This is a genomic window from Shewanella algidipiscicola (assembly GCF_003605125.1).
GTDB lineage: Bacteria > Pseudomonadota > Gammaproteobacteria > Enterobacterales > Shewanellaceae > Shewanella > Shewanella algidipiscicola.
Genome location: NZ_QPQT01000001.1, coordinates 97,080 through 117,773 on the forward strand (window position 1 = coordinate 97,080; position 20,694 = coordinate 117,773).

Annotated in this window: 21 protein-coding genes; 11 read left to right on the forward strand and 10 right to left on the reverse strand. The window is 46.7% G+C overall.

Going from position 1 to position 20,694, the window contains the following annotated elements:
- Positions 1–10: 10 nt before the first annotated feature.
- Complete coding sequence (locus DVO77_RS00405; protein WP_110457984.1) at positions 11–682, reverse strand: alpha/beta hydrolase; 672 nt, start codon at positions 680–682, stop codon at positions 11–13.
- Positions 683–1,042: 360 nt separating this feature from the next.
- Here DVO77_RS00405 and DVO77_RS00410 point away from each other — a divergent pair, with 360 nt between their 5' ends.
- A complete protein-coding gene (locus DVO77_RS00410; protein WP_119976887.1) occupies positions 1,043–2,035 on the forward strand; it encodes a glutathione S-transferase family protein in 993 nt (330 codons plus the stop codon).
- An 85-nt stretch (positions 2,036–2,120) separates the two neighbouring features.
- Here the strand turns inward: DVO77_RS00410 and DVO77_RS00415 are convergent, their stop codons facing one another.
- The 3 genes from DVO77_RS00415 to DVO77_RS00425 all read right to left on the reverse strand — a co-directional run bounded on the left by DVO77_RS00415 (position 2,121) and on the right by DVO77_RS00425 (position 4,291).
- Positions 2,121–2,345, reverse strand: a complete 225-nt coding sequence (locus tag DVO77_RS00415; RefSeq protein WP_110457986.1) for a DUF3389 family protein — start codon at positions 2,343–2,345, stop codon at positions 2,121–2,123.
- A gap of 132 nt (positions 2,346–2,477) precedes the next feature.
- Positions 2,478–2,960 (reverse strand): FKBP-type peptidyl-prolyl cis-trans isomerase, encoded by a 483-nt coding sequence (locus tag DVO77_RS00420; protein WP_119976888.1) that lies wholly within the window; start codon positions 2,958–2,960, stop codon positions 2,478–2,480.
- Positions 2,961–3,112: 152 nt separating this feature from the next.
- A complete protein-coding gene (locus tag DVO77_RS00425; RefSeq protein ID WP_373317395.1) occupies positions 3,113–4,291 on the reverse strand; it encodes a lytic murein transglycosylase in 1,179 nt (392 codons plus the stop codon).
- Between the two features lie 285 nt (positions 4,292–4,576).
- Between DVO77_RS00425 and DVO77_RS00430 the strand changes: the two genes are divergently transcribed.
- Together DVO77_RS00430 and DVO77_RS00435 are read left to right on the forward strand one after the other, a co-directional pair.
- A complete protein-coding gene (locus DVO77_RS00430; protein WP_119976890.1) occupies positions 4,577–4,936 on the forward strand; it encodes a DUF2750 domain-containing protein in 360 nt (119 codons plus the stop codon).
- Between the two features lie 50 nt (positions 4,937–4,986).
- Entirely contained in the window at positions 4,987–5,634 is a 648-nt protein-coding gene (locus tag DVO77_RS00435) for a hypothetical protein (RefSeq protein ID WP_119976891.1), read from the forward strand.
- Here the strand turns inward: DVO77_RS00435 and DVO77_RS00440 are convergent.
- A complete protein-coding gene (locus tag DVO77_RS00440; protein WP_110457991.1) occupies positions 5,631–6,575 on the reverse strand; it encodes a chemotaxis protein CheV in 945 nt (314 codons plus the stop codon). The genes DVO77_RS00435 and DVO77_RS00440 overlap by 4 nt on opposite strands.
- Positions 6,576–7,609: 1,034 nt before the next feature.
- On the opposite strand from DVO77_RS00440, the gene DVO77_RS00445 reads away from it, so the two are divergent.
- Complete coding sequence (locus DVO77_RS00445) at positions 7,610–7,783, forward strand: hypothetical protein (protein ID WP_110457992.1); 174 nt, start codon at positions 7,610–7,612, stop codon at positions 7,781–7,783.
- 147 nt (positions 7,784–7,930) lie between these two features.
- Here the strand turns inward: DVO77_RS00445 and DVO77_RS00450 are convergent, their stop codons facing one another.
- Positions 7,931–8,851 (reverse strand): pyridoxal-phosphate dependent enzyme, encoded by a 921-nt coding sequence (locus DVO77_RS00450; protein ID WP_119977076.1) that lies wholly within the window; start codon positions 8,849–8,851, stop codon positions 7,931–7,933.
- A 330-nt stretch (positions 8,852–9,181) separates the two neighbouring features.
- On the opposite strand from DVO77_RS00450, the gene DVO77_RS00455 reads away from it, so the two are divergent.
- On the forward strand, positions 9,182–9,592 hold the full coding sequence (locus DVO77_RS00455) for a YccF domain-containing protein (protein WP_110457994.1): 411 nt from the start codon (positions 9,182–9,184) through the stop codon (positions 9,590–9,592).
- A 37-nt stretch (positions 9,593–9,629) separates the two neighbouring features.
- On the forward strand, positions 9,630–9,860 hold the full coding sequence (locus DVO77_RS00460; RefSeq protein ID WP_110457995.1) for a PGPGW domain-containing protein: 231 nt from the start codon (positions 9,630–9,632) through the stop codon (positions 9,858–9,860).
- A gap of 145 nt (positions 9,861–10,005) precedes the next feature.
- Here the strand turns inward: DVO77_RS00460 and DVO77_RS00465 are convergent, their stop codons facing one another.
- Together DVO77_RS00465 and DVO77_RS00470 are read right to left on the reverse strand one after the other, a co-directional pair.
- Positions 10,006–10,353, reverse strand: a complete 348-nt coding sequence (locus tag DVO77_RS00465; RefSeq protein ID WP_119976892.1) for a DUF6508 domain-containing protein — start codon at positions 10,351–10,353, stop codon at positions 10,006–10,008.
- 260 nt (positions 10,354–10,613) lie between these two features.
- Positions 10,614–11,525, reverse strand: a complete 912-nt coding sequence (locus DVO77_RS00470) for a LysR family transcriptional regulator (RefSeq protein ID WP_119976893.1) — start codon at positions 11,523–11,525, stop codon at positions 10,614–10,616.
- Between the two features lie 173 nt (positions 11,526–11,698).
- Between DVO77_RS00470 and DVO77_RS00475 the strand changes: the two genes are divergently transcribed.
- The 3 genes from DVO77_RS00475 to DVO77_RS00485 all read left to right on the forward strand — a co-directional run bounded on the left by DVO77_RS00475 (position 11,699) and on the right by DVO77_RS00485 (position 14,730).
- Entirely contained in the window at positions 11,699–12,865 is a 1,167-nt protein-coding gene (locus DVO77_RS00475; protein ID WP_119976894.1) for a homogentisate 1,2-dioxygenase, read from the forward strand.
- Positions 12,866–12,953: 88 nt separating this feature from the next.
- Positions 12,954–13,994, forward strand: a complete 1,041-nt coding sequence (hppD, locus tag DVO77_RS00480; protein WP_110457999.1) for a 4-hydroxyphenylpyruvate dioxygenase — start codon at positions 12,954–12,956, stop codon at positions 13,992–13,994.
- A 121-nt stretch (positions 13,995–14,115) separates the two neighbouring features.
- Positions 14,116–14,730, forward strand: a complete 615-nt coding sequence (locus tag DVO77_RS00485; RefSeq protein WP_119976895.1) for a LysE family translocator — start codon at positions 14,116–14,118, stop codon at positions 14,728–14,730.
- A 25-nt stretch (positions 14,731–14,755) separates the two neighbouring features.
- Here DVO77_RS00485 and DVO77_RS00490 read toward each other — a convergent pair whose 3' ends face one another.
- Entirely contained in the window at positions 14,756–15,967 is a 1,212-nt protein-coding gene (locus DVO77_RS00490) for a GNAT family N-acetyltransferase (RefSeq protein WP_373317394.1), read from the reverse strand.
- Between the two features lie 221 nt (positions 15,968–16,188).
- On the opposite strand from DVO77_RS00490, the gene ggt reads away from it, so the two are divergent.
- Complete coding sequence (gene ggt / locus DVO77_RS00495; protein ID WP_110458001.1) at positions 16,189–17,919, forward strand: gamma-glutamyltransferase; 1,731 nt, start codon at positions 16,189–16,191, stop codon at positions 17,917–17,919.
- Positions 17,920–18,029: 110 nt separating this feature from the next.
- Positions 18,030–18,644 (forward strand): DUF938 domain-containing protein, encoded by a 615-nt coding sequence (locus DVO77_RS00500; protein WP_110458002.1) that lies wholly within the window; start codon positions 18,030–18,032, stop codon positions 18,642–18,644.
- A 66-nt stretch (positions 18,645–18,710) separates the two neighbouring features.
- Here the strand turns inward: DVO77_RS00500 and DVO77_RS00505 are convergent, their stop codons facing one another.
- A complete protein-coding gene (locus DVO77_RS00505) occupies positions 18,711–20,501 on the reverse strand; it encodes an acyl-CoA dehydrogenase C-terminal domain-containing protein (protein ID WP_119976896.1) in 1,791 nt (596 codons plus the stop codon).
- Positions 20,502–20,694: the final 193 nt, after the last annotated feature.

Here is a 20,694-nt window from a genome sequence, read left to right on the forward strand (position 1 = left end):
TAATTTGTGCTTAGCTTAAACAGTCAGTCAACCAGCGGCCAATATCTTGTAACTGATTTGGCAGCACGCTATGCCCCATAGGGTAGGTTTGCCACTGGGTTGGGTAACCTGCGGCGCGAATAAGCTCAAACGCCGCCAATCCTAAAGATAACGGCACCACCTCATCTTGCTCACCGTGCTGCTGTAAAATAGGCGTCGTTAAATTTGCTTCACTTAGCTGCGTTGGTAATGCATTACCTGTTGGCAGATAACAAGAGAGCGCCATGATCCCAGCTAATTTTTTAGGGTATCGCAATCCGGTAAATAGGCTCATCACCCCACCTTGACTGAAGCCAGCTAAGACAATGTTCTCTGCTGGGATCCCCGCCGCTACCTGTCGATCGATTAAAGCGGCGATGGCTTTCTCAGAATGCAGCACGCCTGGCATATCGGCGCGATTATCCATCTCCATCCCCTTGATATCATACCAAGCAGGCATGACATAACCTTGATTAATGGTCACGGCCATACTTGGCGCATGGGGGAAAATAAACCGCACAGCTAGCGCATCTGGCATGCCTAACATGGGGACGACTGGGGCAAAACCGGCCCCAGAATCTCCCAATCCATGTAACCAGATCACACAGGCTTTAGCGGGAAATTTGGGTTCTATGGTGATCTGCTCTAATGGCTGATTCGACATTTTTATATCCTTTAACAAGAGATTGGGGATTGTTTATGGTAGTGATGACTGCAGCGATGATGCCAATGTTGTTCGATTCACACACGCGCAGTCGAAAAATGAGTGTCACGGTTTAGGTTGTTATCTGAAGCGCCACCGAAACGATAGCCTACTCATCAATGGCTCTCACCTCGCCATTGAGCACACTTAAAAGGAATGGCCAACAAAAATTAAGCCAATCCGCTGGTGCGCAATCATAACAGGAAGGCTCAACACACCCAACTATTCGAAAAATTCGATATTTTAAGGCCGTTTTCTGGCCTTTTTATTTCGTTGGTGGACTTATACACTCAATAGACCAGCAAATAATGAGGCAAACTAATGGGATTACTACAAGGTGGTAAGTGGGTCGACCAATGGTACGACACAGAAAAAACCGCGGGGCAATTTGTAAGAGAAGATGCCGCCTTTCGTCATTGGATAACAAAGCCAACCCCTGACAACCCTCACCCTAAATTTGAACCTCAATCGGGCCGTTACCATCTTTATGTTTCGCTGGCCTGCCCGTGGGCACACCGCACCTTAATTTTTCGGTCATTAAAGTCACTGCAATCACATATCGATGTGACCGTAGTGGAGCCGCATATGTTGGCTAATGGCTGGGAGTTTAGTGGGCCAAACCAGAGTAGTGATGCCATACATATTGACGGGGCTGAGCCAGATAGCCTTAATGGCCATGATTATCTGTATCAACTGTATCAACAAGCAAAAGCGGATCATAGTGGCCGAGTTACCGTCCCTGTTTTGTGGGATAAGCACCACAACACCATTGTCAGTAACGAGTCGGCGGAGATCATCCGTATGTTTAACGATACGTTTGACGATATTACTGGTAATACCAGCGACTTTTACCCCAGTAAACTTCGAACTGAAATCGATACGCTAAATGATTGGATATACCAAACCATTAATAATGGTGTCTATCGAGTCGGGTTTGCGACCACTCAACACGCCTATGCGCAGGCATTTGATACCCTATTTAGTGCGCTCGATACTTTAGAGCAACGCCTGAGGACCCAGCGATATCTCACTGGTGACACCATCACCGAAGCCGATTGGCGCCTGTTTACCACGCTTATCCGTTTCGATGCTGTGTACGTGGGCCACTTTAAGACCAACCGCAACAGGCTGGCCGATATGCCTGCCATTCACGCTTATATGAAGGCACTGTATCAATACCCTGGGATTGCAGAAACGGTTAATTTTGAACACATTAAGCAGCACTACTATTTCAGCCATGGGCAAATTAATCCCACCCGCATTGTGCCTGTAGGGCCAAGGCTGGATCTACTCAGTCCCCATGGTCGTGATTAAGGTCGTTGCAATGCGCCATGAGAATATGCTTAGTGAGAGCCACCATTATAAAATATTGATCTAGTAGCTTAAGTTGCCAGCGAGCTTAGCCGTCAATGCCAAGCTCGCTTGCCACGTCATCGAACTGTTCGATAGAGTCGAGTTTAATGCTCCAACGTACCGCGCCTGCATCGGCCACTAAGGTGAGCGCGCTGCGCATCAGCTTAATGTCTTCTGCCATGGCATATAACGACACGCCTGTTGCCGAAAGCAATATTTGGATCTCCTGCATCGACACCACAATCTTACCTTGAGCGAAATTAATCACCATTATTGGACCCGTCTTCTAGCGTTGAGTATGAACATAAAAAAACCCAAACGCTTGTCTGGGTTTTTAGCGATATGGCACTTAATTTTCACCTTAGCCTCAGTGATGAATCACTGAGGCTAAGGCATTAAAGATTTAGTGGTGATGGCCGCCAACCCCGTGGGCGTGACCATGAGCAATCTCTTCGGCACTGGCTTCGCGCGCATCGACAATCGTTAAGTCAAAGGTTAACTCGCGACCGGCTAAAGGATGATTAACATCCACGGTCGCCATAAACTTACCCACTTTAACTACGGTCACTTGGCGCTGACCTTGATCAGTGTTGATAATGGCGCGCATGCCGGGTTTCCACACTTTAGCACCCTGAAGATGCTTAACTGAAACCCGCTGCTCTGCATCCTCATTACGAATACCGTAAGTCAACTCTGGTGGCAATGTCACTGAGAAACTGTCACCCACTTCACGACCGGTAATGGCATTTTCGACACCGGGCATCATATTGTCATGACCATGAAGATAGGCGATGGGATCTAACCCTTCGTTGGTCTCAAGCACGTCGCCCGCTTCGTCACGTAACGTGTAGTTAAACTGCACCACCATATCATCTTTAATGCTCATCAAGGATCCTTTGTCTCTGTTCAAAAATAAAATTCGCCAGAGCTTAACAAAACTTGTTTCATTGCTCTAGCGCTATCACTACCTTGGCACGATTTAATTAGGCTAAGGCAACCATGACCACCGCCATGGACGCATCATGCAGCGCTCGATAATTATTCCAACCCCAGCAGCTTGAAGGTTTCATCACTTGGAAAACCATCGGCAATTAATCCCACGCTGCGCTGATAGTCCTGTAAACCGGAGCGCGAATTACGGCCAAGTACGCCATCTGGAGTGCCAACATCAAACCCTTTTTCATTGAGCTTAGTCTGTAACGCTTTGAGTTTGTCACGACTGATATTCGCTTGTTGCGGCGGCGCTACACGTAATGGCGCCGCGCCATTAATACGGTCGGCTAAGTGCCCTACCGCGATGGCATAAAATTCAGAGCGGTTCCAACGCATGATCACATTAAAATTGTCATAGCCTAAAAATGCAGGGCCTGTATGACCTGCCGGTAAATATAAGGCCGCCTGCATATCTGGGGTCGACAACGGCTGCCCATTAGCTTTCGTTAACCCAAGTGTCGCCCACTGGGTCAGTGGTAAGGTGGCTTTGCTACCCAAATAACGATAATCATAGGCGTTAGGCACCAAGACTTCACGGCCCCAGCGCTCATTACGTGCCCAGCCTAATTGTTTTAAAAAGTTGGCCGCTGAGCTAAGCGCATCGGCAGTACTGTTCCATAAATCGGCTTTACCATCGCCATCGCCATCGACCGCATATTGTGCATAAGCCGACGGCATAAACTGAGTGTGTCCCATGGCGCCCGCCCACGAGCCAACCATGTCACTGGTATCAAACTGATAGGCTTCCTTGAGTTTCAATGCCTGAAGTAATTCGCCACTAAAATAACGGCTGCGACGTTGATCGCAGGCCAATGTAGTTAGCGAATCAATCACTGGCATCTTACCTTTATAAGAGCCAAAATTAGTTTCCAGCCCCCAAAAAGCCATCAAATACTGAGGAGGAATGCCGTAGGTCTGTTGTAATTGACTCAGTAATGGACCGTGTTGCTTTAATAAACGGCGCCCTTCTTGTACACGCCAATCGGTCACGCGTTTAGTAAAATAATTTTCAAATGTTTGACTAAACTCAGGCTGCTTTTTATCCAGCTCAATAACGCGTGTCACATACTTAACCTGACCCAAGGTTTCATCAATGGTTTTGGTCGAAATGCCCGCGGCTATGGCTTGCTGTTTTAGATTATCGACGCAAACATTGAAATCTTGTTCCGCGTTAATGGGGTCAACAGCCAAGGCTGAAAAAGCACTGAGACTCGAGGCAAACATGAATGAGGCAAGTGTGAACATTTTAGTCAAAATAGGGACTCCAAAATATTAGGGCTGAATATACACGCTACCCAATAACTGACAGCCTAAAAAAAGATGATAGCGTACTGACATCATAGCGATAGAAACTATTAATACTAAGTATTTTATGATTAATTATTGTTGGAATTGCCGCTTTTAAGAGTGAGCGTTTAAATAGTGCACTTTTTCATAAAACAATCACTTGGTCGAGCACTCAGTTGGCGTATAATAGAGCCGTTTTTAATCGACTTCTAAGAGAGCAACATGACTGATAGCAATCCCGTGTTAGCAAGTTTTATCGACAACGTAAAAGAACACCAAGCCGTTTGGGGTCTTCAAGACGAAACTGGCGAAGGCTGGGTGGTATGTGACTCTTCAGAATATGAAGAAACGGATGTGATGCCGCTGTGGTCAAGTGAAGCACAGGCAAAAGTGCATTGCACCGACGAATGGCAAGATTATCAACCCGCGGCTATTAGCCTAGAAGAGTTTTTAGAATACTGGGTTAAAGATCTACATGATGATGGCGTCTTAGTGGGCGTTGACTGGATAGCTGAGCAAGAGTGCTTAGAGTTAGATCCTATCGGCCTAGCTAAAAACTTAGTCGATATCGAGCAAGAATAATTCCTTGGCAAGTCTTATTGTAGTGATGTCAGCAGCCGAGGGAACTTCCCTTGTCTGCTGATATCCCGTTAATCGATATCCCATTTGAGCAACGTCACACCTGTTGGTTTTGCAGTGAACCTTGCGATTGCGTGCTGCATTATGAAGCACAGCCTTACACTCCCCATCCCTCATTAGCCGTCCCCTGCTGTAAAGAGTGCCTCAACATTGCCAAACGCTCGCCATTAACCTCTATTTGGGATTGCCATATGGCAGTTAAAGATGAATTAATGCGCATTTATGCTAAACATTTAGCCATTGGTGAAAACTGGACAGAGCAAGAACTCGCCGAGTCTGAGTTTTCGTGTAAGGTGTTTGAGGGGTTTAAAAAGAGTGCTTGGTTTATGTATCAAGTGGCTAAAACCCGCGTAAGTGTTGCGCCTTGGCCACTGAGCATCGATGGAGTGCTGATTGACAATCAAGATTATCAACTGGCGTTTGAATTTGATGGGGTTCAATATCGCAGTATTGCTAATGCTGTAGAGCATTACAGCCAGATGCTGGGGTTAGACCGCCACTTTTTACATGATATTGTAACGCTCGTCGGGCGAGAGCGTTTTGCCTACGCGGTCAGAGTCTGCCGCCTTAATATCGTTAGTACTCAAGCCGTCAAACGGCAAATCTTGGCTGACATCGCCAGCCAAGAAACTCACATTTAAGCCTCGACTAACTGCCTGAGACGATCTTGCACCACACCGACCAATAAATCCGGCTGGAACTTTGAGATAAATTTATTACAGCCCACCTTTTCGACCATAGCATGATTAAAACTACCACTGAGTGAGGTATTGAGGGTGATGAATAATGCCTGCATACGTTTGTCATTACGTATCTCATGGGTGAGCCGGTAACCGTCCATTTCAGGCATTTCTGCATCGGTTATCAACATCAAAATCTCATCGTAAACGTTAATCCCTTCATCACACCAGCTTTGCAACAACTTCAGCGCTTGCAAACCGTCAGATACCTCTATCACTTCGATACCCAAGGGCATTAAGGTCTCTTTAATTTGCCGCCTAGCTGTTGAGGAGTCATCGGCAATTAAAATCTTGCGCCCCACCATATTCTCAACCAATGACTCATCTAACACGCCATCAGATAGCGTGATATCGTAATGGATGATCTCAGCCAGCACCTTTTCTACATCGATAATTGACACTAATTGTGTTCCACCATCGACCTCAATTTTAGTAATAGCGGTTAAATAACTGTTACTACCAGCGGTTTTCGGAGGCGGCATAATGTCGCCCCAGGTCATGTTAATGATGTGCTCAACCTTACCCACCATAAAACCTTGCACGCTGCGGTTATATTCAGTGATGATTAAATTAGCCTCAAGGTTCTCTGCCATCGGCTGATAGCCAATGGCACGACGTAAATCGATCACTGGAATCGATACGCCGCGGATATTGGCCACCCCTTTAATACTGTCATGGCTACCAGGAAGATGACTTAACGCCGGCAGTTTAACGACCTCTTTCACTTTGAAGACATTAATGGCGAACAATTGGGTGGCATTAATACGGAACAATAAGAGCTCTAAACGATTTTCACCCACCAATTTTGTTCTTTGATCAACTGAATCTAACACCTTAGCCATACATCATCCCGTTACTGCTTTTAAATGTGTGTACTTATTTTGCGTTGATTATAACTCGTATAGCGGGATTTAGAATCACCTTAAGCCATTGAAGATCACATGTTATCTATATTTTTAATGACATTTCCGCTACTTTACCTAATCAAAAGTATTAAGCTAACCTCTGCCATCACCATCATATTGCCAGTGACCAGTTGTCATAAGGTTATTCAACCAACTCCAGCATAAAACCTAGGGCCTATTGATCTTTGCTGGTTGAATGTTGTTCGAAACAAAAACGTGTTAATCGAGGCGAGTGGATTACAGCCTAGCCATCTAAGCAAAATTCACTTAACAAAGAGTCAAATGTTTTTAGCCAACCCTTTCGGGCAGTGTTTGTTGAGTATTTCTACTGCGTTCTTAGCTTTTTATGTGGAATAACTCCACCACAAAGCTTCTGCCTTGTATAAATACCCAACAATTCGCTGTAACAACAAGCTTGAAAGATCAACAGGCCCTAGGCAAGCATAATAGATAATATTCAAAGCACTCATTGAGCAAACAAGCCTTAATAAAACAATACCTAAACAGCACACCGCTAAAAAGGCACGGTTCAATCATTCACTTAGCCACTCACGTATGTTGCGTAAAATGCACATAATGATAGCGATAAGGCTAACGAATGAAATAAAACAACAATAATGACAGCAATATGTTGACAAAGGTTAACTTGTCGATATACTCGCTCAATTGAACTTCCTGCCCCATTTGCTTGTATAGCTCGACCCTTCAGTCATCGCATCCAACAAAAATCAGCAGCATCTCTTTTGTCATAGATTTGTCATCAAACGATGGTTAACTCTATAGGCTAACAATTCAATGTTGTGATCTGTCTAACAACGATTATCAGATTAAGCCACAACGTCGACTTGATTAGCGCTAAAGAAATGGATAGTCTCAGTAACTTAGAATTCATCTTTCGCTAAAGCTAAGGATATTTTTATTATTAAATTTCAACTGCTAACCAAGCAGTCATTATTAAAGGAGTATGGCCTATGTCGTACAATATGAACGGTCAAGAGATCACGGTTAATTTTCCAGTGGCCTCGATATCATCAAACAAAACGTCTATCGCATTTACTGACAGTGTTGGTAAAAATAGACAAACCTTTTCAAAACGTACCGAAGCGTTACAGTTTATGAAATGGTTACTTTCAAGCAATAAATAAATCTCAGGCTATTCGATACACCTCCTCTCTTCGTATCGAAGGTTGCTAACGCAACAAGTAGGATTGACATCATTCGTCAACGACTCAGCACACTTCATTTGGCCTAGGTTGTATCACTTTCACAGATACTGACCTAGCCAAGTGATATTACCCCCCATATTTTCTCCTGTATCTCGGCAACATAGACTCATTCCCCAGTATTCCACCTTGATGTACATAAAGCACCTTAGCCATTGGCTTATTTGCAAGAAAGTGCAGTAATACTAGCCAGCCGAGTGGATCGTACAGTAATTCAAACTCCATTCCAGCTTGCTTAAGCTTTTGCCATACTTGGAAAAATTCGGGATAAAGCTTACCAAAATGGTAACGTTTATTCGGGCTCAAAATTTGAGGAAACATAGACTCATCGCTAGCCAACATTCGCCATTGCAGCTTAAGGTAATCATCCCCGCCAACGGCTGAGCATGTCATTACTTGAATGCTATCATCGAGTTCGGTAAAACTCTTTTGTAAAAATAGCGCTGTGGTTCCCGTCCCCGAAGGTAAAAAAACCGTAAGCTGACTTAACTGCTCGGCCTGTTTCCACGCTATGATCTCACGTGCTAATTGCCGCACCCCAGGTTCTGCATAATGACAACGTCCACCTTCTGGGATAAATAACAGCTCGTCACGGCCCGGTAATACACATTGCTCAATATAATCCGCGCAATCATGCTGTCCCCTATCTAGGCACTGACTTAAGTCAATAATCTTAGCGCCATTTTGCAACGCTGCACGGTAATTACCCAGCGGATTGTTAAGGAGGTGGCTGGCGATATGATCGACATAAAACTGTAATTGCCAGCCCTTGAGTTTAGCCAGTGCGGACATAGAATAGAGTGAGTTCGCTTGGGGTGAGCCATATCCCACCAAAGTGTCAATACTGGGGAAGTCCTGCTCGAGAAAATAGGCAAACTTGCGCGCCTTATTGCCAGAAAAAGCCGGATGGAGTAAGTCATCTCGTTTGACAAAAACATCATGCCCATCAACATGTAGCACATGTACTGGTGTATCAGTCAGTTGTATCATAAGCCGATCATAGATAAAGAACTCCATTTTACACGGGCTGTTACGCCTTGGCTAACTTCAGTATAAAGTACCTTAGCGACGCTATGGCGGTGCACTGTTGATAGCATACTCCCGCTTATTTGTTAGTCTGATATGCTAAGCAGTAGTGAAAAATCCCATCTATGCGTGTAATGAAAATTAAAAAGCAATAATAAACAGTAGGTTAAATGTTGGCATGATTATCGCTTGATTGCATTTATAGGTGATTAACAATACTGAAATAGCGTGAGACACATTCGCCCTTACTGGCGACATCGATAGCATAAGTGAAAACAATAACTGGAGCGCTCAATGACCGTCATTCGTTTACTACTCAATATTGCATGGTTTATTTTAGGTGGGTTAGTGATGGGGTTAGCCTGGTGGTTAGCCGGCATACTCTGTTTTATCAGTATTATTGGCATTCCCTTTGGCCGCGCCTGTTTTGTGATTGGTGAAATGGCTTTTTGGCCCTTTGGTCAAGAAAGCCACAACCGTAAAGCTTTAACTGGCGTTGAGGATCTAGGCACCGGTCCACTGGGTATGATAGGCAATGTCATCTGGTTTCTATTATTTGGTTTCTGGTTAGCGATAGGTCATCTTGTCCATGCACTGGCTTTATTTGTCAGCATTATCGGCATTCCGTTTGGGCTCCAGCATTTAAAACTGGCCCTACTCAGCCTAACGCCAATAGGACAAACCATCAAAACCAAAGCCGCTTAACTCAACCTGCTGTTCACTATTTATGGAGTATTAATTAATGGGTAACCCATTGCGTAAGATGGTTATCGCCATGATAGGAGGCAGCTTAGTATTGCTTGGTGCTGTGCTAATAATACTGCCAGGCCCTGCATGGTTACTACTGCCTGTAGGGCTCGCAGTATTGAGTATTGAATACCCATGGGCAAGGCGTTGGCTCAAACTCAGTCAACGCCAGATGAAACAATCGGCACTTTGGTTAGATAAGCGTTGGGCCAATAGGAAAGGCTAAGTAAGGTAAATAACGCGCAGTAATTCGTTACTGCGCGTTATTCATTGTTAGCACAGTCACATTGCCAAGCGAGCATCACTCCGACAAGCATTTAAGAAATGCCTTGTAAAATAATAATTCAATTAATTGTTATGTTAGCGTTTGATTAGTTATGGGTCATTTGGTTGAGTCGCTCTAAAATGGCTAATAACACGCCTTGGCGACGCATATTATCGAGCAAACCTACACTAAAGCGCTCAAGACGCGTCATAGCGGTCAATAATAACTGACACTCTTGCAAGCTAGCATCACCAATATATTCAGGCCTATCGATAAGATGGCTATTTTGATACCAATCATTCCAGTCCAAGCACTCTAGTAACAGGCCACTCTCGTGCAACTGTTCAGTAAAAGCATGCAGTTTACTGCTACATACAAGGTGTTCACCTTGGGTAAAATGCTGAGCATATTGCGCATATAATGCAGAGATTTGTAATGACATAATATCACTCATACCGACCTCCTAAAGCGAAATATCAGGACTCGCAACCAACAATGTGGCGCGTAGCACTAAACTAACGACAAAAGAGATAAGCACGTCACCTTAACCAACTAACGGGGTATTAGGCTAAGTCAATGCAGCTGAACCATAGCTTAACGGCTGAGCATAAGCCTGCGGCGGATCATAATTCGAGAGGGCTGCGGCGTGCAAGAGCTGCTGTAGTATCAGAAATGAAGCCAGACTAAACAGGTACGCTGGTAGGGTAATAGGAATTAAACCACCTTACACTGCGAGTGTTGATACAGTGCAAACTCCTGTAAAATCAGATCGGTAAATAGACGACCAGCCCGGCCTAAAGGCCGCTCCATGGTGGAGACAAGTTGCGGAGTAAAGCTGTAACGACTGGCGCCGATAAAGTCCACTTCCACTAATTCCCCCGAGGCCAGTTCGGTTTGAATCAAAAATTCAGGCATCCATCCAAAACCCAAGCCCATCTGCAGCGCATTTTTCTTCATAATAAAACCAGATAAATAAAACACCTTGTCGCCGCCAAACTGTAGTTGGTCACTGTGGTGCACACTGGGGGATGAATCTTGAATGGTGAGCTCGACATGTTGCAATAACTCAAATAAGGCCACCTGTTGCATCGCGGCAAGTGGGTGTTCGCGACTGACCACCAGCACACTGTTAATGATGGGCAAAGGTTGAGGACAATAGTTAGGACCAGAACGATAGTCCTTCACCAGCATAAGATCGGCGGCGTCACGCTCAAACCTGTGTTGTACCCCCCCTAAAAATTCTACATTAAGCTGGATCTTGGTGGGGATATTCTGCTCGGCCACTTGCTTAAGCGCCCGCATTATCGGCTCCATAGGTAAAGAACCGTCGACCACCAATTCCAATTTAGGCTCCCAGCCTTGGCTAAATCGGCTGGCTAAATGTTCAATATTCCCCAGATACTGCAGCAGCCTTTGCCCCTCGGCCAACATAACCTTACCTTCTGCAGTTAATTCGGCCCGATACTTATCCCGACAAAAAAGCTTTACACCTAAGTGTTGCTCTAGTTTTTTAACCTGATAACTCACAGCCGATTGCGCCTTGTGTAAACGTTCTGCCGCCTTGGCAAAGCTGCCCTCTTCTACCAGTACTTCGAGTACCTTAAATGCTTCAATATCAATTTTCATCAGCCCTCCAAAGCGTAAAGCAAATACAACCATCTAATTATCAGATTAAGTTAAGCTATTTATTATTCTTTTTTTTGTTATTGCTAGCAACTAAATTGATAACTCGGTCACAAAAAATGCGTTCACCACAATAACAAGATCTGTGTGCTGTTAAAGCACCGAGGAAGAACAGTATGCCGTTTTATGTCAAGCAGGGGCAGATCCCACACAAGCGTCACATCACCTTTCAGAAAGACAACGGTGAACTTTATCGTGAAGAGCTGTTTTCTACCCACGGCTTTGCCAATATTTACTCTAATAAATATCATCACAATATGCCCACCAAAGCATTAACTGTGGCGCCTTATGAATTAAACCACGGCGAAACTTGGCAAGATCCACTGATCCAAAACTACAAACTTGACTCAAAGCAAGTGGATCGCCAAGGCCACTTTTTCTCCGCCCGTAATAAGATTTTTTTCAATAATGATGTGGCAATCTATACCGCCAAAGTCACTCAAGATACCGACGAGTTTTATCGTAACGCCTATGCCGACGAAGTGGTATTTATTCATGAAGGGCAAGGCATGCTTTACAGCGAATATGGCACCATTAGTGTCAAAAAATGGGATTATCTGGTGATCCCACGAGGCACCACCTATCAACTTAAATTTACCGATGTTGATCATGTCCGCCTATTGGTGATTGAGTCCTTTTCCATGGTGGAAGTGCCCAAACATTTTCGTAACGAATATGGTCAACTGACTGAATCGGCGCCCTATTGCGAGCGCGATATTCGGGTGCCAACCTTACAAGACGCCACAGTAGAGCAAGGGACATTTCCCTTGGTGTCTAAATTTGGCGAGCGCTACCAGCTCACCCAACTGGAATGGCACCCATTTGACTTAGTCGGCTGGGACGGCTGTGTTTACCCATGGGCATTTAACATCCAAGATTACGCACCTAAAGTGGGGCAAATTCACCTGCCTCCCTCTGAGCATTTGGTCTTTAGTGGCCATAACTTTGTCATCTGTAACTTTGTGCCGCGCCCTTATGACTTTCATCCCCAGTCGATCCCGGCACCTTACTACCACAACAATATTGACAGTGACGAGGTGCTCTATTACGTCGACGGCGACTTCATGAGCCGAACAGGCATTGAAGCCGGTTACCTCACCTTGCATCAAAAAGGGGTACCACATGGGCCCCAACCGGGACGAACCGAAGCTTCCATTGGCAAAACCGAAACATATGAATATGCCGTTATGGTCGATACGTTCGCCCCACTACAACTCACCCTGCACGTACAAACTTGTATGAGCCCAGATTACAACCGCTCGTGGATAGAAGAAAAACAATAATCACTCATGGTAGCCAAGCTGCCGACACAGCTCAAGCCGATGGTTCAACACACAGCGGCGAGATAACATATTGAACGAGGACATTGACATGGCAAGCGAACAAAATCCCCTAGGACTCTTAGGTATCGAATTTACTGAATTTTGCACGCCTGACAGCGAGTTTATGCATCAGGTATTTATCGACTTTGGTTTCTCTAAATTAAAAAAACATCAGCAGAAAGAGATTTTTTACTACAAACAAAATGACATCAACTTTCTGTTGAATAATGACAAAAAAGGCTTCTCCTGCGCCTTTGCCAAAAAGCATGGCCCTGCGATTAGTTCTATGGGCTGGCGGGTGGAAGACGCTCAATTTGCCTTTGACGGTGCCGTGGCACGCGGCGCAAAACCTGCTACAGCAGCGGCGAAAGATCTGCCCTATCCTGCAATTTACGGTATTGGCGACAGTCTTATCTATTTTATCGACACCTTTGGTGAGCAAAACAACATTTATGCCAATGACTTTATTGACTTAGATGAGCCTGTTATCACCCAAGAGAAAGGTTTTATCGAAGTCGACCACCTGACCAATAATGTCTACAAAGGCACCATGGAGCATTGGTCTAATTTCTATAAAGAGATATTTGGCTTTACCGAGGTGCGTTATTTCGATATCAAAGGCTCGCAAACGGCATTGATCTCCTATGCACTGCGCTCACCCGATGGCAGTTTCTGTATCCCAATCAATGAGGGGAAAGGCGATGATAGAAACCAAATAGATGAATATTTAAAAGAGTATGATGGCCCGGGTGTACAGCACCTGGCTTTTCGCAGCCGCGACATAGTGGCCTCGCTCGATGCGATGGAAGGCAGCTCGATTGAAACATTAGACATCATTCCCGAGTACTACGACACCATCTTTGACAAGCTGCCACAAGTCACCGAAGACAGAGAACGTATTAAGCATCACCAAATTCTGGTCGATGGGGATGAAGAGGGTTATCTATTGCAGATTTTCACCAAAAACCTATTTGGGCCCATTTTTATCGAGATTATTCAACGCAAAAATAACTTAGGTTTCGGTGAAGGTAACTTCAAGGCGTTATTTGAGTCCATTGAGCGCGACCAAGTGCGCCGCGGTGTGCTCTAAAGTCCACCGGCTCTCATAGGATACTAAAAACCAGCTCAAGGGCTGGTTTTTTTATTGGCACCCAAGCGATAAATCACTACACTAGCGGCCTGTTTATATTCACTGATTAGTCCTTATCGCCATGTCTGAACACATTCTTATTGCGGTATTTTTACCGACCTTTTTCTTTGTCTCGATAACCCCAGGTATGTGCATGACCTTAGCCATGACCTTAGGCATGAGCATTGGCGTACGCCGCACCCTGTGGATGATGATAGGTGAATTGGTGGGGGTGGCACTAGTTGCCATTGCCGCCGTGATGGGCGTGGCCAGCATGATGCTCAATTACCCCCAGATATTTGAGATCTTAAAATGGGTCGGTGGCCTCTACCTCGGCTTTATCGGGGTACAGATGTGGCGCGCCAAAGGCAAACTCGCCCGTTTAGAAACCTCAACCTCTATCAGTAATCGCGCCCTTATTACTCAAGGTTTTGTCACCGCCATCGCCAACCCTAAAGGCTGGGCCTTTATGATCTCCTTACTACCGCCTTTTATCAATGTCGATAACGCCATTGCGCCGCAAATGATCATGCTGTTATCCGTCATCATGTTGACCGAATTTGTTAGTATGTTGGCTTATGCCAGCGGCGGTAAATCCCTCAAACTGTTTTTAAGCCGTGGTGACAATATTAAATGGCTCAACCGCATCGCCGGAAGCTTAATGGTGGGTGTGGGTTGCTGGCTGGCGCTGGGCTAGACGCTAGCCTCTAACGTAAACTGCTTCACTCTTGCCCTTTTTTGTACGGCAGAGCCTGTTTAAGCTGTGTCATGTAATGCTGTACCTGTACCCGCTCTTGCTGGGTAAAGTCGGCGATGGCGGCGCGAAATTGCCCATGGGCTATCTCATGGGCCGAATAGGTTTCCACCGGTTCAAAACCCCGTAACACCTTATGTTCGCCTTGAGCCCCCGCATCAAACACCTTAAACCCATGAGCAATAGCATACTCGATCCCCTGATAGTAACAGGCCTCAAAGTGCAACCCATCGAGCTCAACTAAGGTGCCCCAATAACGCCCATAGAGGGTGCTGTCAGAGACAAAATAGAGCGCCGCCGCAATCATAGACTCATCACCTTCCTCTTGCTGGCTCACCAATAACAGGCGTATCGCATCGCCCATGGTGGCCACCAGCTGAGTAAAAAAAGCCAAGTTAAGATAACCGCTATGACCTGAGCGTTTAAAATAGGTCGCTTGATAACACGCCACAAAATGTTGCAATGCATCACAGGTGATCTGCGGCCCCTCAACAAACCGAAAATACAGTGATTTATCCTGTAACTGCCGTCGCTCTTTGAGGATGTTTTTACGCTTGCGGCTGCTCATTTGCGCTAAAAATGCATTAAAATCATGATAACCACGATTATGCCAATGAAACTGAGTGCCCAAGCGGGTTAAACACCCGGTACTGGCCAAACGCTGATGCTCGGCGTGAGGATGAAACAGTTGATGCCAGCCAGAGCCTGCAACACGTGCAACCTGCTGTTCAAGGTAACGACTGAGCTGCGTTAACAACGCCTGCACCTGTGCGGCATTTAACTGCGTCGATATTGCCAGCCGCGGCCCGGTCACTGGCGTGAAAGGCACGGCACTAACGAGTTTGGGATAGTAGTTGAGTTGATGCCTCTCATAGGCCTGCGCCCATGCCCAATCAAACACATATTCGCCATAGGAGTGGGTCTTAAGATACATGGGCATGACAGCGACTAGGTTAGTTTCAGCACCAGTAGTGCTATTGACAGTCTCATCCCCCTCAAGCACCTTGACGATGACATGCATCGGCTGCCATCCTGTTTCGATACTCACGCAGCCACTGTTTTCTAATGCGTGTAAAAATTCATAGCGGCTGAAGGGGTTATCACTGCCCATTAACTGCGCCCACTGCCGCTGGCCTATTTGACTTATCTGACTGACGCACGTGAAGGTAAACAAGGGCACAAGACTCCTTTAGGATGATGGTTTAAGTGCAGCAACACGCTGTGGCAAGCATCACTTGCTATGTTTCATTTGATAACCGCATGTTGACAGTACGCTTTAGCAAAAAAGCTTTAACGGCACTCTTTTGACAGCAATGACTTACTATTAATAATGCCAGCGGCTTGATTTTAACAGCAATAGTCGGCACATTGAGGGACAAATTTAGACACAAAGGATCAATTGTGCGCCCACTGAACACCCTCATTATCGCCCTATCGCTTTCACTGCCTTTCACCTTAAGCCAGTATAGCCACGCGGCTGAATCATCAATATACAGTAATAGCGCTACCGTCCAACCGGTATGGGCAAAGCATGGCATGGTCGCCAGCCAAGAAGCGCTCGCCACCCGAATTGGGGTGGATATTTTGCAGCAAGGAGGCAATGCCGTCGATGCTGCCGTGGCCGTTGGCTTTGCCTTAGCAGTTACCCTACCGCGCGCGGGTAACCTCGGCGGCGGAGGTTTTATGCTGGTCCATATCGCCAAAGACAATAAAACTATTGCCATCGATTATCGCGAGGTCGCGCCCGAAAAAGCCGATAAGGATATGTTTTTAAACGCGCAAGGCGACGCCGTCGCTAAGCTCAGCCGTGAACATGGCCTCGCCGTAGGCGTGCCCGGCACCGTAATGGGCATGGAATTAGCCTTAACGCAATATGGCACCATGACCCTAGCACAAGTCATTGCCCCGGCCATCTCTTTAGCCAAACAAGGCATTGTCGTTACCCCAGATTTAGCCACCTCCCTTGCAGGGCTTAAGCGTCGCATTAGCCAATGGCCCAGTTCGAAAGCGATTTTTTATCGACCCGATGGCAGTAACTTTGAGATTGGCGACACCTTAGTACAACAGGATCTGGCTCACTCGCTAACACTGATCGCCGAGCAAGGCAGTAAAGGCTTCTATCAAGGCAGTACGGCTGAAAAAATCGTGACTGCGGTAACCGACGCTGGCGGTATCATGACTCTGGCCGATCTGGCCGACTATCATGTGGTTGAGCGCGAACCTGTGAGTGGCGAATATCGCGGTTATCGGGTAGTGTCTATGCCACCGCCATCATCGGGCGGCGTGCACATCATAGAGATGCTCAACATGCTCGAGCCCTTCCCCATCGATAAAATGGGCCATAACACCGCCGATACCCTGCATGTGATGGCTGAGGTGATGAAGCGCGCCTATAGCGATCGCAGCAAATACTTAGGCGATCCCGACTTTGTTACTGTGCCGGTGGCCGAGCTTATCAGTAAGCCCTATGCCAAACAGCGTTCTAAAACCATCACCTTAGAAACATTGACCCCAAGTCATCTTATCAACCCAGGTAAAGTTTCAGGCTATGAAAGTCCACAAACGACCCACTATTCTGTGGTCGATAAATGGGGTAACGCAGTCGCGAACACTTACACCCTTAACTTTAGTTACGGCTCTGGTTTAGTGGCTCAAGGCACAGGGATTTTACTCAATAATGAGATGGATGATTTCTCGGCAAAACCCGGCGTGCCTAACGGGTATGGGCTAGTTGGCGGTGATGCTAATGCGGTCGAGGGGCATAAACGCCCGTTAAGCTCAATGAGCCCAACCATAGTGATGCAAAACGGCAAACCTTTTATTGTCACCGGCAGCCCCGGGGGCTCGCGGATCATCAACACCACCTTACAGGTGATCATGAATGTGATTGACCATAAGCTCAACATTGCCGAAGCAAGCTATGCCAGCCGAGTCCATCATCAATGGTTGCCAGATGAGCTGAGGGTTGAGAAAAGCCTCAATCGCGACACTATTAAGCTACTAGAGGCCAAAGGCCACAAAGTGACGATAGGCAATGCCATTGGCTCGACCCAATCGATTATGGTCACTCCCGAGGGGATCTATGGCGCATCGGATCCACGCCGAGCTGGCAGTGAAACAGCGGGTTATTAACATAGCCACTGTGTATGAGTCAAAAAAGCGCCGTCGAGGCGCTTTTTTATTGAGTCAGCCAAAGCCATTAAGGTAAAGTGAGCCATCAACACCACCACAAAAGAGCCGCAATGAATCAAGCTGATGGACTGCCCTACTCCCAAGCCTGCGAAAACAATAAACAGGCCATTTTATCTGTGTTACGCCACGGCTTTGCTCAGGCCACTCAGGTATTGGAAATCGGCAGTGGCACGGGACAACATGCACTCTATTTTGCCGAGCAGTTGCCTCATCTCACTTGGCAACCAAGCGATCAAGGCGCCTATCTTGCGCCGCTGTGCCTTAGAGTGAGCCTAGCGACCCACCTTGATAATCTTGCCCTGCCGTTAACTATTGATGTTATGCAGCCTTGGCCCTGCGAGTCGCAACAATTTGATGCACTCTTTAGCGCTAACACCTTGCATATTATGAGTAAAGCCATGGTAGAAGCCATGTTTGAGGGGATATCGCAGCATTTAGCTCTAGGAGGAGTATGCTGCCTGTACGGGCCGTTTAATTATCAACAAGCCTACAGCAGCGCCAGTAATCGTGAATTTGATACTTGGCTAAAGACTCGCGATCCCCTCAGTGGTATTCGCGACATTGAGTGGATAATCCAGCTTGCCGCCCGCGCAGGTATGCGCTTAATGGCTGATAATGAGATGCCTGCCAACAATCGCTTACTGCAATTTTTAAAAGAGGCGTGATCATTCCCCCTGATATGCCGCGTGACCACGGCATATCATTATCTAGCAGTCATTAAAAATGGTGCCTTAGAAATCGGCCTCGGTCAGTGAACAGATAAGCTCACTACTGGACTCAATTTGCACCCCCAAACTGCGAGTTTGCACCGCCCAATACGCCATGTAAAACGCGGCGGTTTTCAGTTTATCCTGATAAACCCCCTGCTCTTGCGAGGAATGCTCGAGCGCCGCCAACGCCACCGCCGCCATCCTCGCCCACATCCAAGCTAACGCGGCAATGCCAAACATCTGCATATAGGGCATAGACGCCGCCCCGATAATATCGGGATTGTGCCCAGCATGAGTGCTGATATAACTTGTGGCCTGTTGCAGATCCTCTAAAGCATCACGTAGCGGCATAATATAGGGAAGCATGGCATCATTACTTTTATGCTCATCAATAAAGCTGGTCACTATCTCAGCCCATAGGGCTAAAGCTGCACCGCCATCGCTGAGTATTTTACGCCCAACTAAATCCAATGCCTGCACGCCATTAGTGCCTTCATAGATCATCGCAATACGACTGTCGCGTACAAATTGCTCCATGCCCCACTCATGGATATACCCATGGCCACCAAACACCTGCTGAGCATCGACACAGGCCTTAAATCCTTGGTCGGTCACAAAGCCTTTGACCACTGGGGTAAATAACGCGGCCAGCTTACTGGCATTAGCAGCCAGTGACTTATCGTTAGCGCGATGGGACTCATCGAGCCACAGTGCTTGCTGGCCCATTAAGGCGCGCGCCCCTTGATTAAAGGCCTTTTGTGCCATCAACATACGCCGAATATCACCATGCACTAAGATAGGATCGGCGGCCTGTTCGGGTGCCTTAACACCGCTCAGCGCGCGACCTTGAGTCCGCTCTTTGGCATAGGCTAATGCATTTTGGTAGGCAATCTCCGATACTCCAAGGCCTTGCACTCCCACCCCAAGGCGCGCCTCATTCATCATGGTAAACATGGCACGTAAACCTTGATGGGGTTTGCCCACCAGTTCCCCCATGGCCCCATCAAACACCATCACGCAGGTTGAATTACCATGAATGCCCATTTTATGTTCCAGCGCACTAGCGACCACCCCATTGTGCTCGCCTAAGCTGCCATCGTCATTGACGCGATATTTCGGCACCGCAAATAGGGAGATCCCTTTCACCCCAGCAGGCGCATCGGGCAGACGAGCCAAGACCAAATGCACTATGTTGTCGGCCAAGTCATGATCGCCCGATGAGATAAAAATTTTCTCGCCGCTAATAGCATAATATTGCTCATCAATCGCGTGTGCCTTGGTGCGAAGTAGCGCCAGATCGGTTCCCGCATGGGATTCCGTTAAGTTCATGGTGCCGCTCCATTCACCGCTGACCAATTTGGCTAAATATTTCGCTTTAAGCGCCTCACTGCCGTGGGCATGAATCGCCGCATACGCCCCATGAGTTAAGCCGGGGTACATGGCAAACGCCATATTGGTGGAGGTGTTCATTTCTGTAGCAAATATCCCCACCGACTCGGGAAGCCCCTGGCCACCATAATCAGGATCGCTGGTCAATGTAGCCCAGCCATTGTCTACATATTGTTGATAGGCCGCTTTAAAACCTGTTGGGGTGCGTACTTGCCCGGCGACAATTTCGCAGCCCTCGACATCGCCGCTGCTATTTAATGGCAACATCACGTCGGTAGTAAAATCTGCAACCCCTTGTAGAATCGCGTCCACTAATGGCGCATCAATCTCATCGAATCCTTGTAGATCGCGGCGCTGATAAATCGACAGTAACTCACTTAATATAAATTGATAATCTCGAAGCGGAGCTTGATAGATAGGCATTGAATCATCCTTATTAATCGCTATTTCATCCATTACGTCATACCGAGCTTAAGTTCTGTTACGTGACAAAGACGATTGCATCACCACCCATGTAGTCACAGTAACGGCCACTGCACACCTATGCATCGAACTTGAGCGTCAATATGTTCGTCAAGAGACAAGCTAAACATGGCACTTGATCTCGCTCCCTCAC

What these genes read in the sequence shown, in the direction of transcription:
- DVO77_RS00450 (WP_119977076.1), bottom strand. Translation starts at nt 8,851, where the DNA reads ATGATACAACTGACTGATACACCAGTACATGTGCTACATGTTGATGGG.
- DVO77_RS00505 (WP_119976896.1), bottom strand. Translation starts at nt 20,501, where the DNA reads ATGCCTATCTATCAAGCTCCGCTTCGAGATTATCAATTTATATTAAGT.
- DVO77_RS00445 (WP_110457992.1), top strand. Translation starts at nt 7,610, where the DNA reads ATGTCGTACAATATGAACGGTCAAGAGATCACGGTTAATTTTCCAGTG.
- DVO77_RS00420 (WP_119976888.1), bottom strand. Translation starts at nt 2,960, where the DNA reads ATGAGCATTAAAGATGATATGGTGGTGCAGTTTAACTACACGTTACGT.
- DVO77_RS00405 (WP_110457984.1), bottom strand. Translation starts at nt 682, where the DNA reads ATGTCGAATCAGCCATTAGAGCAGATCACCATAGAACCCAAATTTCCC.
- DVO77_RS00430 (WP_119976890.1), top strand. Translation starts at nt 4,577, where the DNA reads ATGACTGATAGCAATCCCGTGTTAGCAAGTTTTATCGACAACGTAAAA.
- DVO77_RS00460 (WP_110457995.1), top strand. Translation starts at nt 9,630, where the DNA reads ATGGGTAACCCATTGCGTAAGATGGTTATCGCCATGATAGGAGGCAGC.
- DVO77_RS00465 (WP_119976892.1), bottom strand. Translation starts at nt 10,353, where the DNA reads ATGAGTGATATTATGTCATTACAAATCTCTGCATTATATGCGCAATAT.
- hppD (WP_110457999.1), top strand. Translation starts at nt 12,954, where the DNA reads ATGGCAAGCGAACAAAATCCCCTAGGACTCTTAGGTATCGAATTTACT.
- DVO77_RS00475 (WP_119976894.1), top strand. Translation starts at nt 11,699, where the DNA reads ATGCCGTTTTATGTCAAGCAGGGGCAGATCCCACACAAGCGTCACATC.
- DVO77_RS00470 (WP_119976893.1), bottom strand. Translation starts at nt 11,525, where the DNA reads ATGAAAATTGATATTGAAGCATTTAAGGTACTCGAAGTACTGGTAGAA.
- DVO77_RS00500 (WP_110458002.1), top strand. Translation starts at nt 18,030, where the DNA reads ATGAATCAAGCTGATGGACTGCCCTACTCCCAAGCCTGCGAAAACAAT.
- DVO77_RS00410 (WP_119976887.1), top strand. Translation starts at nt 1,043, where the DNA reads ATGGGATTACTACAAGGTGGTAAGTGGGTCGACCAATGGTACGACACA.
- DVO77_RS00485 (WP_119976895.1), top strand. Translation starts at nt 14,116, where the DNA reads ATGTCTGAACACATTCTTATTGCGGTATTTTTACCGACCTTTTTCTTT.
- DVO77_RS00440 (WP_110457991.1), bottom strand. Translation starts at nt 6,575, where the DNA reads ATGGCTAAGGTGTTAGATTCAGTTGATCAAAGAACAAAATTGGTGGGT.
- DVO77_RS00455 (WP_110457994.1), top strand. Translation starts at nt 9,182, where the DNA reads ATGACCGTCATTCGTTTACTACTCAATATTGCATGGTTTATTTTAGGT.
- DVO77_RS00425 (WP_373317395.1), bottom strand. Translation starts at nt 4,291, where the DNA reads ATGTTTGCCTCGAGTCTCAGTGCTTTTTCAGCCTTGGCTGTTGACCCC.
- DVO77_RS00415 (WP_110457986.1), bottom strand. Translation starts at nt 2,345, where the DNA reads ATGGTGATTAATTTCGCTCAAGGTAAGATTGTGGTGTCGATGCAGGAG.